The sequence below is a fragment of the Flavobacterium xinjiangense genome, from assembly GCF_900142885.1.
Taxonomy (GTDB): Bacteria; Bacteroidota; Bacteroidia; order Flavobacteriales; family Flavobacteriaceae; genus Flavobacterium; species Flavobacterium xinjiangense.
In genome coordinates, this window is sequence record NZ_FRCL01000021.1 from 1 (window position 1) to 19,092 (window position 19,092).

The following is a 19,092-nucleotide window of genomic DNA, read 5'->3' on the forward strand; positions in this document are numbered from 1 at the left end:
TATTATCACTCACAATTTAAAAAATAATATCATGGAAGAAAAAAAGAAATCACCAAAAATGTTGAGACAACGCAAAATACTTTTAGTGATGCCATTAGTAGTGTTGCCCTTTATTACAATTTTGTTTTGGGTCTTGGGGGGAGGAAAAATGGATGCAGCGAATGCTTCGGTTGTGGAGGAAAAAGGATTTAATATAAAACTTCCGGACGCAAACTTGAAAGAAGGCCCTAATTTGGATAAAATGCATTACTATGATCAGGCAGCACTTGACTCAATTAAACTAGAAGAGCTAATTAAGAAGGATCCCAACTATTTCAGTCAGACTTTTCAAGAAGATTCAACAGAAACGGGCGCCATCTCTACTAATCGAATCCCTTCCGGAAAAGGCGCTACAGGCTTAAATGCCCTTATGTATCGTGATCCTAATGAAGTGAAAGTACATCAAAAGCTGGAAGCGTTACAAAGAGTAATAAATGCTCCCATTGCGCCCGTACCAAGTCGAAATTCAAAAAATTTTGCCAGTAGAAATGCAAATGCGTTGGAGTCTGAAGATGTTGACAAAATGGAAGAAATGATGAAATCGATGAATACTCAAAATAATGAGCCAGACCCTGAATTGAAGCAACTCAGCGGCATGTTGGAAAGTATATTAGATATTCAGCATCCTGACAGAGTACAGGAAAAATTGCGAAAAGTTTCCGAATCCAAACGGGGACAGGTATTTTCCATTACTACTTCAGCAACGGAAGACTATATTTCTTCCTTGCAAACTACTTCTTCAAATGGTGCCGTATCTAGTAAGAAGCTGAAAGGAAATACCTTTTATGCTTTGGATGACCCAGCAACAGCGGATTATGTTCAAAATGCAATAACTGCTGTAATGCATGAAACGCAAACTATTGTAAACGGTTCCACAATAAAGCTGAGGCTGAGTCATGCTATTTTTATTAATGGAGTTGAAATCCCAAAGAATAATTTTTTATTCGGAATAGCATCCTTACAAGGGGAAAGACTCCAAATAAAGATCAATAGTATTCGATATGAGAATTCGCTATTCCCTGTTGATCTCACCGTTTACGATTTGGATGGACTCATCGGTATTTACATACCAGGAGCAATTAATCGTGAAGTGGCTAAAGCATCTGCAGACCGCGCTGTTCAAGCACTAGGCGTTGCATCTCTGGACAATTCATGGGGAGCACAAGCAGCTGGGGTAGGGATCGAGGCGACTAAAACACTTTTCAGTAAAAAAGCAAAGCTTATCAAAGTAGTGGTCAAGGCAGGCTATGAGGTATTGCTTCGGGATGAAAATCAAAAACAAAAGGATTCTAATTAAAAACCAAAAAATATTAACTATGAAGAACTTAAAAACAGTGGTAATGATCTTTACTGTACTCTTTACCATCGGTGCATTTGCACAGCAGACAAACAGAAATCGTTTAACTAAAATTGAGTCAGATTCTGTAGCTATTGGGTATTCAAAAACAACCAATATTGTATTTCCCTATGCTATTAAGAGTGTTGATCGCGGTAGTCAGGATATATTGGTTCAAAAAGCCAAGGGACTTGAGAATATACTTCAGATTAAGGCTGCACAACGGGGGTTCATTCAAACCAATCTTACCGTAGTTACAGCAGATGGAAAATTGTATTCTTTTGTTCTAAATTATAATGAGCAATCCCCTCAACTGAATCTCTCTGTGAATAAAATAGAACTGGAGCGACAGGAAATTTATTTTTCAGAGGAAAGTGGTAACAAGGAGGAGATACAAGAATATTCCAAGTTAGCTTTCTATGAAAAGAACAAGATACGAGGTGGAAAGGAAAATAGACATGAAATCAAATTTCAATTAAATGGAATTTTTATCCAGAACGATATAATGTATTTCAGGCTAATAGTCGAAAACAGTTCTAAAATAAAGTATGATATTGACCAGCTCCGTTTTTTTATTCGGGATAGTAAAAGAGTAAAACGAACCGCCACACAGGAAATCGAAATTAAACCTACTTATATTCTCAATGATGTTGCAGCTATTGAGGGAGAGTCAGAAAATACATTTGTGTTTGCGCTATCTAAATTTACGATTCCAGAGGATAAATACTTGGCAATCCAGCTGATGGAAAAGAATGGAGGTAGACATATGGAATTGGATGTAAAGAACAAAAAAATTGAAAAAGTCATAGTCTTACCGACTTTGTAGTTAGTAATCATTTAAATAAAGAGTCATGAACGAGAAAAATTTTGAATACTTAAAAGACCAAATTAAGTACACCGGTTTCGGTGAAGCACTGGAAAATGAGTTAAAGGAAAAAATGCAGCAACAAACTTCGAGTTTTACGTTGAATCACGATGCTCATTACGGAAACGATATTGCAGTAGCAACATTGAATTTTAAGAAGTCGGATCAAAGTGATATGTATTTCTTTAATTCCTATAAGGTGGATTTGCAAAAAGACAATTCTAAGGAGTCATTGGAGCAGACCTTTTATATCAATAAGGGTAGTAATATTACTATGAAGGAAGCTTATAACCTTATGGAAGGAAGAGCAGTGTATAAGGACCTGACAAGTAAAGAAGGTCAGGTTTATAATTCTTGGGTTCAAATTGACTTTAAGGAATCTGACACTTCGGGCAATTTCAAACTGAATCAGTACCATCAGAACTATGGCTACGATCTGGAGTCAGCACTGTCCAAACATCCAATCAAAGAATTAGAAAATGCTAAATTTAAAGAAGATTTGATGGATTCCCTAAAAAAAGGAAACCTGCAATCAGCTACTTTCTTACAGGATGGTAAAGAAGTCAAGCATTATATTGAAGCCAATCCTCAATTCAAAACCATCAATGCATACGATGGGAATCTGAAACGTATTGATAACCGTCAAACTAAAGAGGAAAAGCAATCTGAAGGGCAAAGTACAGCAATGAAGCATGATAATAAAAGACAGAGCCAAAGTAGCGATGATGATGGGCCTGCCGCTCCGCAGGAAGCTAAAAAACGAAAAAAAAAGCAGTCTAATTCAATGTAGATTCTTATGGAAGTATTAAAACCCTTATCCGATTTTTTTAATGCAATAGAGAATGATTACCGAATTAGCATCACGCATATCGGTATATATGTCGCTCTATTGCAGTTTAGAGCAGGTAAGGGTTTTATTAATCCAATACGGGCTTACAGATACGAGATTATGGACATAGCCAAAATTTCTTCCCCTAAAACATATTATAAATGCATGCGAGAATTAAGCGAATATGGTTATATCAAGTATGAGTCAACTCGTAAACGAAACCAGGGGAGTACCATTTATTTCCTTTAACCTATATCTAATATACGAAGTCAAATTTAAGATTTAGAAAGATGAAAAAGTTAACAATTGCGGAACTTCCCAATGCAGTGGAAACGTTATATGGAAAGATGGAATCTATCGAAAAATTGTTAAATGAAAGAAATCATATTTATGGGCATAATGATAGGAAAAAAAGATGTTTCATACAGGAAAAATGCAGTACAAACTTTAATAAAAGTGATTTGGCACAATTCTTCTACATTCTTATGGATGAAGAAATTTTATTTTTTAGAGCTAAAGGTCGAAACTGCAATCGGAGCAAAATGCAGCATTTTATACAAACAAACTTTACCTATAGCGGGGATTCTAATTTACAAGTCGAAATCGACACTATCAGCAAACAATTTTCTGAATCTAAAGGCTTTACTTATCGAGATAAACAGTTGCGATTTCTAGATAAAATTATTGCTATTTTACAAGAAAGAAAGCATAAACTAACTAAAAGGTAGTTTTTTATAGTTTTGTTATCCCATTGCATCTTCATTCATCATAAAAAAATGTCTTATGTCAAAACAAGGAAAAGAAAACAAATTCTCTTATTTAGCGGCAATCAAGCAATTGTTAGATCCTTTGTATACTCGATTGGAGAAAATTGATGGTAAGATTAAAGCCGAGAAAATCAACGAATCTAATCGCTACTACAGGAATGAGGATTTGAAAAAACTATTCGGATTATCAAATAATACTATTATCAAATACCGACAGACCGGAGTACTTCCTTTTACCAAACTGGGTGATATATATTTGTATGAATCTACTAAAATTAAAAAAATATTATCCGAAAACGAGAAATAAGAGGCAAATTAAATCTGTTTTTTGGCAGGTAAATAGTAAGTCTTTCTTCATTTTTTTGATGGATGTACACTTAGAAATAACAAAAGGATTCCAATTGGAGTCCTTTTGTTATTTAATTGAATTTTCTTTTAAGTATCTTGTATCTGGTGATCAGCTGTATTTTTGTTTTAGCTTAGTCATATCCTCCATCACATTTACATCTAATACTTTTGCGTAATGTTGTGTCTGCTTAATATTAGTATGACCCATCATTGATGAAACATTTTCAATCCTCACTCCATTCCCAAGCGTTACCGTTGTTGCAAAGGTATGCCTGGCCACGTACCACGTTAAATTTTTAGTTATACCGCACAAGTCAGCAATCTCCTTGAGATAAGCATTCATTTTTTGATTGGAAATCTGAGGTATAAGTCCAATTTGAAGATTTTTGTATTTATTAATGATCTTCAGGGTGGGAGGTAGAATAGGGACGTTAGCTCTGATTGCTGTTTTGGCTCTATTAGTCATAATCCAAAGTGAATCACTGCTATCTTGGAATATATTACTAGCCGTAAGATTAGAGGCATCAACGGGGGCATAACCCGTGTAGCAGCTAAAAAGGAATACATCCTTAACCCGTTCCAAACGTTCCACTGAAAATTTCTTATTTTCTATTCGATCTAATTCTTCTTGGGTTAGAAAAACAGCGTCTTTAATACTTAACTTTCCATCGTAAAGATTAAATGGATTCTTCTCCAGTAATCCCATTCTGATGCAATAATTACATGCAGTTTTGTACATTCTCATATATTTTACCATTGAGTTGTTTCTAATGCCGATTCGTCCTTTAAAATTGCTTTCATACTTTAGATACGATTCGAGATTGAAAACAAAAGCGCTGGAAACCTCATTTGAAGGAAAATCTTCGACGCCGTACTGCTGTTTCATAAAGTTTACGAGTAATTCCTTAGAACGTCCATACTTTTGGAATGAAGCTTTAGATCGCTCTCCAGCCGTTACTTTTTTTTCAAAGTAAACATTATGCTTATCCATAATTTCTACAATGCTTGCTCCTTTTGTTTGACTAGTAGTTTTACCGTTAAACTCATTTTTAACCTGCACCAATGAAATATCGGGACTTACTTTGGTTAATTCATTAAATTTCTTTTCGAGATTCAATTGAAAAAGATCTAAACTGTGTTTTAAAACCTTTTCTTTTTCAAGTTTTAGCACTGTTCTTAGGTTTTTGGTAAATAGCCACCGTTCTTTTAGGATTGATTTGCCGGTAGTCATCGTGATTGACTGCTGGTTGTAAGATACACGGGCAAAAATAGGAGATTCTCCTTTTTTGTTGGCCTTTCCGGCCTTGAGGTAAAAAATTACTTTTAACATAACTTCTTGTTTTTAAATTAATAATCAAATTGATTTAAAAACTTTGAAAGTTACTAGTGGTGGCGGGGAATTCCCGGGGAATTCTTCCGATTTAGTGACCCTATTTTCTCTAAAAAGGCAGAAAATGAAATAGGGTCACCAATAGGGTCACTGTTCTTTGATTCTATATGTGCTTTTTGACACATTATAAAAAACGAAAAAGCCTTTAAATACTACTATTTAAAGGCTTTTGATTTTTAAAGTTTCTTTTGAAACCTTATGTGGCGGAGAAAGAGGGATTCGAACCCCCGGACCTGTTACAGTCAACAGTTTTCAAGACTGCCGCATTCGACCGCTCTGCCATTTCTCCAGTATGTCGCTTTCATTACCTGATTGCGAGTGCAAATATAAGAACCTTTTTTGGTTATGCAAATGTATTTTTATAAAAAAAGCATCTATTTTTAGGACTATTTTTTAAATGTTTCATTTACTTGGCTTTACAATAAAATTATTTAAAAAAAAATAATGCAAAACGGGTTTAATACTTTACATATTCGGTTATTTCTAGCCCGTAACCTATCATTCCAACACGTTTGGTTTGCTCAGCATTCGATACTAATCTGATTTTTGAGATATCAATATCATGCAGTATTTGAGCTCCAATTCCAAAATCTTTACTATCGATAACAATTTTAGGTGCTTTCATTGTGCCTTCAGCCTGTAAATTCTTTAATTCAGAAATGCGGCTAAGAAGATTTACAGACTGCATATCCTGATTGATGAAAATAACAGCGCCTTTTCCTTGCTCGTTAATCACTTTAAACATATCATCAAGTTGCTGGTCGGCATTATTCGTTAAAGTACCCAATAAATCATTATTGACCTGAGATGAATTTATTCGGGTTAAAATAGACTCTCCCAAATTCCAGGTTCCTTTTGTTAACGCAATATGTATTTGCTTGTTGGTTGTTTGTTGATAAGCTCTTAATCTGAAAGTACCAAAACGAGTTTCCAAATCAAAATCCTCTTTTTTAATAATTAAACTATCATGTTGCATTCTGTAGGCAACTAAATCTTCGATTGAAACTAATTTCAAATCGAATTTTTTAGCCACTTTTACTAATTGTGGTAAGCGAGCCATCGAACCATCTTCGTTCATGATTTCTACAATAACTCCCGCCGATTTAAAACCTGCTAATCGAGCAAAATCAATAGCAGCTTCAGTATGTCCTGTTCTTCGTAATACGCCTCCTTGTTTAGCGATAAGAGGAAAAATATGTCCTGGTCGCGCTAAATCATGTGGTTTGGTTTTCGAATCTACCAGCGATAAAATAGTTTTTGCTCTGTCAGCTGCTGATATTCCTGTTGTAACTCCATTTCCTCTTAAATCAACCGAAACCGTAAAAGCAGTTTCCATAGGATCTGTGTTATTACTAACCATAACATGCAAACCTAATTCTTTACAACGGCTTTCGGTCAATGGCGCACAAATTAATCCGCGTCCGTGGGTTGCCATGAAATTAATCATTTCAGGTGTTACTTTTTCGGCTGCAGCTAAAAAATCACCTTCGTTTTCTCGATCTTCATCATCAACAACTATAATAATTTTACCTTGTCGAATATCTTCAATGGCTTCTTCTATAGTGTTGAGTTGTATTTTATTTGTAACCATGATTGGTATTTATTTTTGAGATGGAAATAGTTTTTTTACTAGTTTTTGAAATGGTGCTAAAATAACATCCATGTTTATTAATCCGATATCATTTGTAGCTCGATAGGACAGAAGGACGGCTAATGGTGTTAAAATAAAAGAAGACATCCATGCACCCATAAATGGAGACAAGCTATTTTCCTGAGAAATTCTTTTACCAAAAGTATTTATAAAATGAAAGGTGATGAATATCAAAACTGCAAAAATGATAGGAAGTCCTAATCCGCCTTTTCTGATAATAGCTCCTAAAGGTGCTCCGATAAAAAACATTAAAAAGCAGGCAAATGCAATTACAAACTTATCATAAAACGCCAATATGTGATTGTTTATGTTTTTTTGCTTCAGTCTGAATTCAGTATTACTGGCATCAATTGAATATTTTGTACTCGCTAGATTACTGATAGCTATATCCAGTATTTTTATTTTTTTATCATTTGTGTATAAAGACAATATGTTATCAGGAAGCTTTTTATTTTTTTTAGCAGATTGTAACTTGTTATCTTTTGGAATTCCAATTCGTTGATTTATGTTTTCCGAGAACGAAATAACATCTGTCTTGAATGTTTTGTGAAGCGAATCCAGCGTGTAGTTTAATTCGCTAACATTCAACATCGTGTTGGTGTTAGCGATACTTTCATCATTAGTATCCGTTTTATTCAATTTTGATAAATCGATATTAATGATATACTTTTTGAAGGTGCTTTTTGCAAAAGGCATTTTGCTGCGATCTTCATATTTTTTTGGAGTAATATCTTCATAATAGTACCCATTATTCAATACCAATTGTAGAATACTGGACTTTTCATTGCTAATCAATAGGCCGTCTTTGGCTTTAATCACCGTTTTGCTACCATCGCCAAAATTAGATTTTTTATGAATAGTAATTCCGGTAAGCGTGTTACCATTCTCACCGGATTTTTTATTGACTTTAATATTATAAAAGCCAACATCGCTAAATTGGCCTTCTGTTATTGCAAGAGCAGGTTTAGCTTGTGCTATGTTTTTTCTGAAATTGATGAACTTATATTCAGCAAATGGAATTACATTATTAGAAAAGAAAAAAGCAATAATACTCAATAAGAGGATAAAAACAGTCAAGCTTTGCATCGCTCTTTTTAGCGAAACACCAGCAGATTTCATTGCTGCTAATTCATAATTCTCTGACAAATCTCCAAAAGTCATTATAGATGCCAATAAAACAGACAACGGTAATACTAACGGAATAATCCTTGGCATCGAAAAAGCTAAAAACTTGATAATCATTGGAAAATCCAAATCTTTACCAGCCAATTCAGATATAAACAGCCAAATGGTTTGAAGTATGAATATGAAAAAAAGGATTACAAATACAGTAGTAAATGTAGTCAGAAATGTTTTTAATAAGTATTTGTCAAGAATTTTCACCTAAGAATTAATCTAATTTATTGATGTAGTAATTTGGATATTTGCTTTGGGTAAAGGTAAATTGATTTTTTGACAATGGTTGGTTCGTTTTAAAAGAATTAACCGTTAAAGTGGTTTTAGTACCTTTTTTACCCGTTTCAATCAAATTATAGATGTGTTTTGTTTGTACATCAATACCTAATAATACTTCTTTTCGTTGGTCTTTACCGCTAGTAGGAATAAGTTTGATGTATTGAATTTTTCTACCTTTTATATCTTGTAAAATATCCATAGAATATCTGTACCCAGTGTTGAAAAAAGTAAGCATTTTTGAAGGTGTGATTGCATTATCATCTTTTTCATTTACCTTAGAAATGGTGATTTCTTCGTCTTCCGGTACAATTGTATAAGTTTTATTTCCGTCAAAAATTTTAGTAATGCCCATAAAATTCAATACATATTGATTGCCCTTCATGGTTACATTTCCTTTACTGTCTTGATTGATATTTTCTTTAGCATTGTTTAAAGAATATTTAAAATCAATTATTATTGAGTCGTAGCTTTTAACTTTAGCAGTAACCTGATCTAAAAGGTCTTTCGCTTTTTTATCTTGAGCTTGGGCCAAAAAGGTGAAAAAGAGTAGGGCTGTGATTAATACGTACTTTTTAGTCATGTTTTTTATATTGTTGTTTTTGAATTCTGAATTCTTTGATTTCATGGTATTAATTGTTTTGTTCATTGTTGAAAAATTGATCAAGAGAACTCATGTCTAGGATATTTACACTACGTGCTTTACTTCCTTCAAAAGGGCCTACGATTCCTGCAGCTTCGAGTTGATCGATCAATCTGCCTGCTCTGTTGTAGCCTAATTTTAGTTTTCTTTGTAACAATGAAGCCGATCCCTGTTGTGCATTTACAATTATTTCAGCGGCTTCTCTAAACAAAGTATCTCTGTCGGAGATATCCATATCAAGATTAATGCCACTTTCCTCCCCAACAAATTCCGGAAGTAAATAAGCGGTTGCGTATGCTTTTTGAGATCCAATGAATTCCGTGATTTTTTCAACTTCGGGCGTGTCTATAAAAGCACATTGTACACGCACCACATCATTCCCGTTTGTGTAAAGCATATCACCACGTCCTATTAATTGATCCGCGCCTTGAGTGTCAAGAATAGTTCTTGAATCAATTTTTGACGTAACTCTAAAGGCAATTCTGGCTGGGAAATTGGCTTTTATCAAACCTGTAATTACGTTTACAGAAGGTCTCTGTGTGGCAATAATTAAGTGAATTCCAATGGCACGTGCTAATTGTGCTAAACGGGCAATAGGAACTTCTACTTCTTTTCCAGCAGTCATTATTAAATCGGCAAACTCATCTACCACAAGAACGATATAGGGTAAAAAACGATGTCCGTTTTCAGGATTTAATTTTCTAGCCTTAAATTTATCATTGTATTCTTTGATGTTACGCACCATTGCATCTTTCAATAAAGAATAACGATTATCCATTTCTACACAAAGGGAATTCAACGTATTGACTACTTTTGCGTTATCAGTGATAATAGCGTCATCCATATCTGGAAGTTTGGCTAAATAATGTCTTTCAATTTTATTAAAAAGCGTCAGTTCTACTTTTTTAGGGTCAACCAAAACAAATTTAACTTCGGCAGGATGTTTTTTGTATAATAGGGAAGTCAGAACGGCATTCAAACCAACTGATTTTCCTTGTCCAGTTGCTCCCGCCATTAGTAAGTGAGGCATTTTGGCTAGATCGACAACAAAAGTTTCGTTCGAAATTGTTTTTCCAAGAGCGATTGGTAATTCCATTTCGGCTTCTTGAAATTTGGCTGAGCCAATAACACTTTTCATAGAAACCATCGTTGGGTTCTTATTAGGAACCTCAATACCTATCGTTCCTTTTCCTGGAATAGGAGCGATGATACGAATTCCTAATGCCGAAAGAGACAATGCAATATCATCTTCTAAACTTTTGATTTTTGAAATACGAATTCCCGCTTCCGGTACAATTTCATATAAAGTAACCGATGGACCAACGGTCGCTTTTATTTGAGCGATTTCAATTTTATAATTGCGAAGCGTATCTACAATTCGGTTTTTGTTTTCTTCTAATTCTTCTTGATTTATGGTAATTCCTCCAGTTGAATATTCTTTTAATAAATCAATTGTAGGGAATTTATAATTGGATAAATCCAAAGTTGGATCAAATAATCCAAAATCAGCAACCAATCTTGAAGCTAAATTTTCTTCTATAATATCTTCTTCAGGTGCTGTTTCGATTACAAATTCCTCTTTGTGAGTTGCAATAACTTCAGGGAACGGCGGTGGCGTAACCATCATAGTTAATGGTTTTGCAACAGGATCCAAATTGATTTCCGAAGAATTACTTATGGTTGGTTTTAATGCTTCTTTGTTAATTTCGAATTGAGAACCATTTGTTTTTAAATGTATTTCATCTAGTTCCTCTTCAGCAACTGCAAATTCTTCTAAATTGTAAGCGTTTTTGCCATTCGAGATCGAATTAGTAGCTAATTCAGCTCTGATTTCTTTTTTAGTAGAATCAAAAAAGGATTGGATATTTTCAGGAGAAATTTTCAGTTTAAAAATTACGTAAATAATTAATCCAAAAAATAAAATTAACAGAGTCCCTGTCTTTCCGATGTAATCCTGTGAAAAGGAATTTAATTCATATCCAATAGTACCGCCTAACTCCGGAACTGAAGTTGCAAAAAATCCAAATAAAACAGACAGGATAATAATTACAAACAAATCCCAGAACCAAATGTTTTTTAACTTTTTTAAAGGCAATCCAAGAACCATATATATTCCAGTCAGAAAAAACAAACGGACGAATATAAATGCAGCGAGACCAAAGCCTTTGTATACAATTAAATCAGCTAAAAAAGCACCGAATTTCCCCAACCAATTACGAACAATTTCAGATCTGTCATTCAATTCAACAACTGCGCTTTGATCTTGTTGTCCATAAATATAAAAGGAAACAAATGCGAGTAATAAAGCAATTGAAAACAATACCAAAAGACAACCCAAAACGATTTTGTGTTGTTTGGTTAATATCAAAGGATTATTTACCCCCGTTTTAGAAATGTTTTTTTTATCTAAAGGTTCTTTTTTTGTTGTTTTTGCCATTCTTGTTTTTTTGATACCTAGAAGAATAGTGGTATATATATAATTAAACCGATTGCGATTGCCGTCATCGCAGCAAAAAATACTGCTCCTGCAGCAATATCTTTAATGAAACCAATTCTTTCGTGGTAATTTGGATGAATGAAATCTGCCATTTTTTCTACAGCAGTATTTAATCCTTCAATACTCATTACTAAACCGATTGCAAAAGTTTGAAAAAGCCATTCCGTTTTAGAAATACCAAAATAAAAGCCAGCAATAGCCATCAATATTCCTAAGGAAAATTGCACCATTACGCTGTGTTCTGTGGTGATTAATTTTACTGCTCCTTTAAAAGCATAAGTGACACTTTTTAATCTTCCGCTAAAGAAAGTATTATCTTTTTGAAATTCCATCCGTAAGTATTAAAGTACCGCTAAAGCAGCTTCGTAATTTGGCTCATCTGCAATTTCAGTAACTTGCTCCGTATGGGTAATTATTCCGTTTTCATCAACAACAATTATTGCTCTTGAATGCAATCCTGCCAAAGGTCCGTCAGTGATTTCCAGCCCATTTGCTTTACCAAAACTACCTTCTGGAAAATCAGATAAATTAACTACATTATCAAGTCCTTCAGCACCACAAAAACGTTTTTGGGCAAAAGGTAAATCTCTGGAAATACATAATACATTTGTATTTTTTAGATTGCTGGCACTTTCGTTAAATTTTCTAACAGAAGCTGCGCAAGTTCCTGTATCGACGCTTGGGAAAATATTAAGGACTAATTTTTTACCGGCAAAGTCGCCTAAGGTTGCAACTGAAAGATCAGTTTTAATTAATTTAAAATCAGATAGTTTTGTACCAACTTGTGGCAATTCTCCTGTTGTATGTATTGGATTTCCGCCTAATGTTATTGAAGCCATAATAGATGTTTTTTAATGAGGTTCAAAAGTATGAAAATTATTTAAGATTTGGTCCCGAAAATTCGGGATAAAGTTTGTCGTTTTAGTACAAAAAACGAAAATAGCCGAATGTCTTTTTTATTTATGTCGCATAAAAAAACGTAGCCATTACGGACTACGTTTCCTTAATTTTATTTTAGATACGAATAATTCCATTTCTAAATTTTTTATGTCCAAAACTATTTGTCAATAGAGCCTAAAACTCGTTTCATGAAAGTATTCAAAGCTTCTTTTTTATCCGTTCCGTTTTTTACCAGTTTGTTAACTTCCAATGCGCCATACATATTAGAAATCAATTCACCTATTACATCTAATTCCTCGTCTTTCAAGGAAGAAATTTCGGTCATTGCTTCCAGAACTTCGATCGCTTCTATCACATAATCTTGATCATTATCTTCTATAAACTGTGTTAAATGCTTGATTACGGGTAATTTCATATTAAGACTTCTTAGATTTTTAGACATTTTAGATTTTTAGACTTCTTAAATGTTTTAAAATTTTAGATCAAAAGATTCGAGGAATCTGTTAAACTGAGAAATCTAAAAATCTAAGTGAGTCTAGTAATCTAATTAAACTATTTCGTTTACTAATTCAATTAAAACTTCTTGTTTGTTAGTTTGTGTTTCGTTCACTAATTTTCCGTTTACGAAAGTAGCAAAGGTTGGTAAATTACTCACATTAGCTAATTTTCTAGATTCTGGAGAATTTTCTGCATCCACAAAAGCGAAAGTAATTGTTTCGTTTTCTGAAGCCAATTTTTTGAATTTTGGTTTCATAATACGACAGTTTCCACACCATGATGCCGAAAACTGAACTACAACTTTTTCGTCTTTTGCAATTAAGTCTGCTAATGTATCTTCGTTTAATTCGATTAACATAGTTTTATTTTTTAAAATTCAATAACAAAATCCAATGGCAATTTTAAAATATTGAAATTGCCATTGCTATTGAAATTGTCTTATTAGTTTAGCGTTAAGTATTCTGCAGTACTTTTTCTGTCAGCACTCATCGCTTCTTTTCCAGCTTCCCAGTTTGCAGGACAAACTTCTCCTTTTTCCTGAATGTGTGTATAAGCATCAACCATACGTAAATACTCATTTACATTACGACCTAAAGGCATATCGTTTACACTTTCGTGGAAAATTTTCCCTGTTTCGTCGATAAGGTAAGTAGCTCTGTATGTTACATTAGATCCTTCGATAATGATAGAATCTGTTTCTTCGCTATAACCTGTTTCTTCAATATCAAGAATTCCTAAAATGTTAGATAAATTTCTGTTAGTGTCAGCAAGGATTGGATAAGTAACTCCTTCGATTCCACCATTGTTTTTAGGAGTGTTTAACCATGCAAAATGTACTTCATTAGTATCGCATGACGCACCTATAACAATTGTGTTTCTTTTTTCGAATTCAGGTAAAGCTGCTTGAAAAGCATGCAATTCAGTTGGACAAACGAATGTAAAATCTTTAGGGTACCAAAACAAAAGTACTTTTTTGTTGTTTTTTGTAGCTTCTTCGAAAATGTTGATTTTTAAATTATCACCCATTTCTGAAATAGCATCAACTGCAATACTTGGGAATTTTTTTCCTACTAATGACATATTTATTATTTTAAGTTATTTTTTTTTGATGGTGCAAAAGTAACTTAAACAATAGGTTTGTTGTAATCAGTTTTGATTATAAATGTTTATTTATAAATAAATTTTTCTTATCGAATGTGTCTATGATTCTGATATTTAATTAAATACCGTTTAAAAGTACCGGTAAAGTGCCTTTGCATTCGCTGTTTTCTAATAGTTGAGATGCCGCTACTTCTTGAAATTCTTCGAAATCCTGGTACATTTGAATGATTCCTGATGTGTATTCTAAATTAGGTATAACCTGCAAGGCATATGGATTTCCAAAAACATATAAAATGCACCTTTTTGAAATAAACAAGTTGCCTAAAAATTGACGTACACTTTCTTCTATTTCAAAATTATTTAATGGTTTTGCTTTTGGAACAAACAAGGAAATAATAACAGTTTCATATTGGCTTAATTTTTTACCTAATTCATTTATTGCTACATCAGTACCGTTTTCATAAGCGAATTCAGGAGATGGTAATTGGTTATTTAGCGATTTAAAAAAAGCATTATTAGTGCTTTTATAAAGGCTCAATTTGGCAAGTTTGCCGCTATTTTTTGCCTCTAAAATTGTTTCCGTATTGCTATTGTCTTTAATTTTTGTAATACAGCTTTCCGCTATTTTTTGGTTAAGAATAGAAGTGGTTTCAAAATCAAAATTGTTTGCAGACAGGATTTTCATAGGAACTTTAGAATCTAGAATCCCTGCTTTTTGTTTGCTTTGCGTTAAACGGTTAAAGCTTGCATCAATGCGTTCTGGAGTTGCATTTTTAAGGATTTCCTGAATTCCTTCGGGAACATTTTCAGCAAAGCATAATACGTCATTTCCGGCGTTAAAAGCTTCCCATTCCAATTGCCCTTTTTTATCATATAAGCTCGAAACACTGCGCATATTCAATGCATCCGAAATTACTAAACCGTCGTAGCCCAACTGCTTACGCAAAAGTGTTTCAATAATGGGTTTTGATAATGTTGCCGAGGTATTTTTGCCATTATTCAAAGCAGGAACAGCTAAATGTCCAATCATAATCGAATCGACATTGTTTTCGATTCCTTTAATAAAAGGATACAATTCGTTTTCAAGTAATTGTTCTAAATTTTCTTCTAAAACTGGTAACCCCAAATGCGAATCGACATTTGTATTGCCATGTCCCGGAAAATGTTTCAAACATCCCAATATGCCTGCGTCTGACATTCCTCTTAAGTATTTGATAGCAAAATCAGCTACTTTTTCTTTATTTTCACCAAAAGAACGATACCCAATTACCGGATTATTTGGGTTGTTGTTGATATCCGCCAATGGCGCTAAATTATAATGAATTCCAACTGATTTTAAGTCCAAACCTATTTGTTTCCCTACTTCGTAAACCAAATGTTTTTCACTGTATGGTAATGCCCCAAGTGTAATGGCATACGGATATTGCGGTGTTTTTTCGACACGCATGGCTAATCCCCATTCCGCATCAATGCTCATTAACAATGGAGTGGATGCGCACTTTTGATAACGTACAATAAGTTCTTTTAACTTTTGACAACTACCATCGTTTAGAATAACTTTATTCTTACTTTCATAATTGGTTGCGGCACTCGCTCTGCTATGGAAAAAAGTAAGCCCTCCTATATTGTATTCTCGTATTAATCGTTCAGTAGCTTGAATGTTCTCTTCAGTATCGTTTATGAAAACAGCCGGAAAGAAAAATTGTCCTATTTTTTGTTCTAATGTCATTTAAGAATAATTTTTAACCATTTAAGGAATATAAGTTCATGTAAACAGTGTAAAAGAGTATTGTTTAATGCTTACACATTTATTACAGATATTATGAAATCGTTGCTTTTATTCTATTTCAGATTTCTTGCCAAAATCAGCCGGGTAGATTAGAAATCTGGAAAGGATTAATCCCGGTATAGTTGCTAAAAATACCCAGATAAAGAAATTCCCATAACCCAAATATTCCTGAATGAATCCGCTCAACATTCCTGGAAGCATCATTCCCAAAGCCATAAATCCAGTGGCGATAGAGTAGTGGGAAGTTTTCGATTCGCCGTCGGCAACATAAATTAAATACATCATAAAGGCAGCAAAACCAAAACCATATCCAAATTGTTCAGCAATCACAGTCGCATAAACATAGTAAACAGATTCAGGATGAAAATAGGAAAGAAAAATGAATCCAATAATAGGTAAATGCATGGCTAAAAACATAGGTAACATCCATTTGCGAAGACCTCCTTTTGAAATTGCTATTCCGCCCAGAATTCCTCCGACTACCAATGATGCAACTCCAAATGTACCATAAATTATACCCACATCTTCGGTGGTTAATCCCATGCCGCCTTTGATTTTTTCATCTATTAAAAAAGGGGTTAGCATTTTTAGTAATTGGGATTCCCCTAATCTGAAAAGTAATATAAAGGCTAATACAAGCCCTATTTGTTTCTTTTGAAAAAAGGTTTTAAAAACAACTCCGAAACTTTGTTTGTTTTCTGCTTCAGTTGTAAGTTTAGTTTCTTCTACTTTTGGAGTGGTAAAAAAGTTATAGATGGTTAGAAAAGCCATAACCAATGCTACGATTATCATCGTATAAGACCAAGCTTTACTTTTGTCTCCGTATTTCTGTTCTAAAAAACCACCTAGAATCACGATTAAGCCATTGGCGGTAAGCATGGAAAGTCTGTAAAATGTACTTCTAATTCCTAAGAAGAAGGATTGCTGTTCTTTGGCTAAAGCCAACATATAAAAACCATCGCTAGCCACATCATTTGAAGCTGAAGCAAATGCCGCTACCCAAAATATGGCCAAACTCAGTACAAAAAAATTACTCATAGGAATGGTTAGTCCTACAATTAAAAAGGCAATGGCAATTACCAATTGCATGGCGAGAAACCACTTCCTTTTGGTCGCATATAGATCTATAAACGGGCTCCATAACGGCTTAATAACCCAAGGTGAGTATAATAAACTCGTATAAACTCCGATTTCTTCATTACTGATGCCTAAACTTTTGTACATAATCACCGAAACGCTGATGATAATGGCATACGGAAATCCCGATGCAAAATTTAATAACGGAATCCAATACCAAGGGCTGTTGTCTTTTCTCATTTAAGATGGGGTAATATTCAATTCAAATTTTATAGCGTAAAGTTCACTAAAGTTGGTTCGCTTTCATTACCATAAAAATCGATGAAAGTAATGGCACAACAGGTGTTTTTATATAATTTGTTGTTAGGTATGATAACTGCAACGGTATCGTTATTCTCTTTAAAAGCTACTTTATCAATAATTTGACTTGGATCTTTGATGTCGATTTTCGAGTTGCTTTTGCTGCCATAAACCATTACATAGCGGACTTTACTGTATAAAGGATATTTGACATTAAAGCTTGAAGAAATTGGGTTGGTAAGGATATTGTTTGCTGTTGGAACTATAACCATCTTCTTCACAGAATTAGGCACAACATTAGGAAGCGCAGGATATTTGTATTGATTCTCCATCAATAATTTAGTGACATTTTGATTTTTATTCAAAAATGATTTGGCACTAAAAAAAGCATTTCCCTGTACATTTTTATAGGTTCTGGTGATGTTGATCTGATCTGGAATTTCATTGGGATTACTCCATTTTTTATCTGAATCGGCATTTATTTTATAAGAACCATTTCCAATATAGATTGCCGTGTTCTTTGAGTTTTCTGACCACCAACGCAACAGTTTTGAGTACGAAGCTTTCGGATGATTGACACTCCAATACAGTTGTGGAACAAGATAATCAATCCATTTATTGTCCATCCACGCTATTGGATCGGCAAACAAATCATCATAATTAGTTTGACCAGCCTCTGTCTCAGAACCTTTTGGATCTACAGATTTGTTTCTCCAAACACCAAATGGACTAATGCCAAATTGTACCCAGGGTTTTATTTTTTTTATGGAAATTGAAATGTTTTTCACTAAATTATTTACATTGGATCGTCTAAAGTTTTCGATACTTAACCCATTTCCATATTTTTGGTAGGATTCAATGTCATTAAAAACTTCTCCTTTTATTCTGTAGGGATAAAAATAATCATCAAAATGAATGGCATCAATGTCATAATTTTTAACCACTTCATCAACTACTGCTATCAAACGGTCGCTAACTTCAGGAAGAGCCGGATTATAATAATATTTATCACCATATTTAATCATCCATTCCGGATGCTTGAAATAATCATGTTGTGGACTCAAAATAGCGGTGTTTAAATCCATTGTGGCACGATACGGATTTAACCAGGCATGAAATTCGAAACCTCTGGTATGAGATTCAGCAATCATCCAGGCTAAAGGATCAAAATAAGGTTTTGGCGCATTTCCTTCTTTACCGGTTAAAAATCGCGACCAAGGCGCATATTGCGAAGGATAAAAAGCATCTCCAACACTTCGAATCTGAACAATTACAGCATTATAATTTAATTTTTTATAGGTGTCTAATATTTCTATAAAATCAGCTTTTTGCTTTGCGACATTATCGATACTGCTTTTGGGCCAGTCAATATTGACAACGGTAGCAATCCAAACGGCTCTAAATTCATTTTTAGGATTTGTAACCTGCATTTGTGCTTTTACATTCAAAACCGAAAGTAAAAGAAACAAAATTAACAATCCTATATGCTTGTAATTCTTCATTATTATAGTGTTTATAAAGTATTCAAAAATAGTTTTTTTAGTGAAATTACCCCGTTAAAATCCAGATAAAATTTGACTTATTTTACTGCTGCAATTTCTTTGCCGTTT

18 protein-coding genes and 1 tRNA gene are annotated in these 19,092 nt (G+C 33.8%); 5 read left to right on the plus strand and 14 right to left on the minus strand.

Going from position 1 to position 19,092, the window contains the following annotated elements; all coding sequences use genetic code 11:
- The 5 genes from traM to BUC23_RS16465 form a co-directional block, all read left to right on the plus strand.
- Nucleotides 1–1,336: conjugative transposon protein TraM (gene traM, locus BUC23_RS16440; protein ID WP_341868415.1), on the plus strand; the 1,336-nt coding region annotated here is incomplete at its 5' end.
- A 19-nt stretch (nucleotides 1,337–1,355) separates the two neighbouring features.
- Complete coding sequence (traN, locus tag BUC23_RS16445) at nucleotides 1,356–2,201, plus strand: conjugative transposon protein TraN (RefSeq protein ID WP_073211628.1); 846 nt, start codon at nucleotides 1,356–1,358, stop codon at nucleotides 2,199–2,201.
- Nucleotides 2,202–2,226: 25 nt separating this feature from the next.
- Complete coding sequence (locus BUC23_RS16450; RefSeq protein WP_073211549.1) at nucleotides 2,227–3,030, plus strand: hypothetical protein; 804 nt, start codon at nucleotides 2,227–2,229, stop codon at nucleotides 3,028–3,030.
- 329 nt (nucleotides 3,031–3,359) lie between these two features.
- Entirely contained in the window at nucleotides 3,360–3,797 is a 438-nt protein-coding gene (locus tag BUC23_RS16460) for a hypothetical protein (RefSeq protein WP_073211555.1), read from the plus strand.
- Between the two features lie 55 nt (nucleotides 3,798–3,852).
- Nucleotides 3,853–4,143, plus strand: a complete 291-nt coding sequence (locus BUC23_RS16465; RefSeq protein WP_073211558.1) for a MerR family transcriptional regulator — start codon at nucleotides 3,853–3,855, stop codon at nucleotides 4,141–4,143.
- A gap of 150 nt (nucleotides 4,144–4,293) precedes the next feature.
- Here the strand turns inward: BUC23_RS16465 and BUC23_RS16470 are convergent, their stop codons facing one another.
- From BUC23_RS16470 to BUC23_RS16535, 14 genes are all read right to left on the minus strand, one after another.
- A complete protein-coding gene (locus tag BUC23_RS16470; RefSeq protein WP_073211560.1) occupies nucleotides 4,294–5,514 on the minus strand; it encodes a site-specific integrase in 1,221 nt (406 codons plus the stop codon).
- 261 nt (nucleotides 5,515–5,775) lie between these two features.
- Nucleotides 5,776–5,863, minus strand: a tRNA-Ser gene (locus BUC23_RS16475).
- Nucleotides 5,864–6,031: 168 nt separating this feature from the next.
- A complete protein-coding gene (ribB, locus tag BUC23_RS16480; RefSeq protein WP_073211563.1) occupies nucleotides 6,032–7,165 on the minus strand; it encodes a 3,4-dihydroxy-2-butanone-4-phosphate synthase in 1,134 nt (377 codons plus the stop codon).
- Nucleotides 7,166–7,174: 9 nt separating this feature from the next.
- The gene (locus BUC23_RS16485) at nucleotides 7,175–8,608 is read right to left on the minus strand and encodes an LptF/LptG family permease (RefSeq protein WP_073211565.1); all 1,434 of its coding nucleotides are present in this window, start codon (nucleotides 8,606–8,608) and stop codon (nucleotides 7,175–7,177) included.
- Nucleotides 8,609–8,615: 7 nt separating this feature from the next.
- Nucleotides 8,616–9,326, minus strand: a complete 711-nt coding sequence (locus tag BUC23_RS16490; protein ID WP_279625720.1) for an outer membrane lipoprotein periplasmic chaperone LolA1 — start codon at nucleotides 9,324–9,326, stop codon at nucleotides 8,616–8,618.
- Nucleotides 9,310–11,757 carry a DNA translocase FtsK gene (locus BUC23_RS16495; protein ID WP_073211568.1) on the minus strand — a complete coding sequence of 816 codons (2,448 nt, stop codon included), beginning with the start codon at nucleotides 11,755–11,757 and terminating at the stop codon, nucleotides 9,310–9,312. Before BUC23_RS16495 ends, BUC23_RS16490 begins: the two co-directional genes overlap by 17 nt.
- A gap of 17 nt (nucleotides 11,758–11,774) precedes the next feature.
- The gene (locus tag BUC23_RS16500; RefSeq protein ID WP_073211571.1) at nucleotides 11,775–12,149 is read right to left on the minus strand and encodes a diacylglycerol kinase family protein; all 375 of its coding nucleotides are present in this window, start codon (nucleotides 12,147–12,149) and stop codon (nucleotides 11,775–11,777) included.
- A 9-nt stretch (nucleotides 12,150–12,158) separates the two neighbouring features.
- Nucleotides 12,159–12,656: a thiol peroxidase gene (gene tpx / locus BUC23_RS16505; protein WP_073211574.1), complete on the minus strand. Its 498-nt coding sequence runs from the start codon at nucleotides 12,654–12,656 to the stop codon at nucleotides 12,159–12,161.
- 218 nt (nucleotides 12,657–12,874) lie between these two features.
- Nucleotides 12,875–13,132 carry a DUF6952 family protein gene (locus tag BUC23_RS16510; protein WP_073211635.1) on the minus strand — a complete coding sequence of 86 codons (258 nt, stop codon included), beginning with the start codon at nucleotides 13,130–13,132 and terminating at the stop codon, nucleotides 12,875–12,877.
- A gap of 132 nt (nucleotides 13,133–13,264) precedes the next feature.
- Entirely contained in the window at nucleotides 13,265–13,573 is a 309-nt protein-coding gene (locus BUC23_RS16515; RefSeq protein WP_073211577.1) for a thioredoxin family protein, read from the minus strand.
- Between the two features lie 83 nt (nucleotides 13,574–13,656).
- The gene (locus BUC23_RS16520; protein ID WP_073211580.1) at nucleotides 13,657–14,295 is read right to left on the minus strand and encodes a peroxiredoxin; all 639 of its coding nucleotides are present in this window, start codon (nucleotides 14,293–14,295) and stop codon (nucleotides 13,657–13,659) included.
- Between the two features lie 139 nt (nucleotides 14,296–14,434).
- Nucleotides 14,435–16,045: a glycoside hydrolase family 3 protein gene (locus BUC23_RS16525; protein WP_073211583.1), complete on the minus strand. Its 1,611-nt coding sequence runs from the start codon at nucleotides 16,043–16,045 to the stop codon at nucleotides 14,435–14,437.
- 108 nt (nucleotides 16,046–16,153) lie between these two features.
- The gene (locus BUC23_RS16530; RefSeq protein ID WP_073211586.1) at nucleotides 16,154–17,422 is read right to left on the minus strand and encodes an MFS transporter; all 1,269 of its coding nucleotides are present in this window, start codon (nucleotides 17,420–17,422) and stop codon (nucleotides 16,154–16,156) included.
- 29 nt (nucleotides 17,423–17,451) lie between these two features.
- Nucleotides 17,452–18,984, minus strand: a complete 1,533-nt coding sequence (locus BUC23_RS16535) for a glycoside hydrolase family 10-like protein (RefSeq protein ID WP_073211589.1) — start codon at nucleotides 18,982–18,984, stop codon at nucleotides 17,452–17,454.
- Nucleotides 18,985–19,092 lie beyond the last annotated feature (108 nt).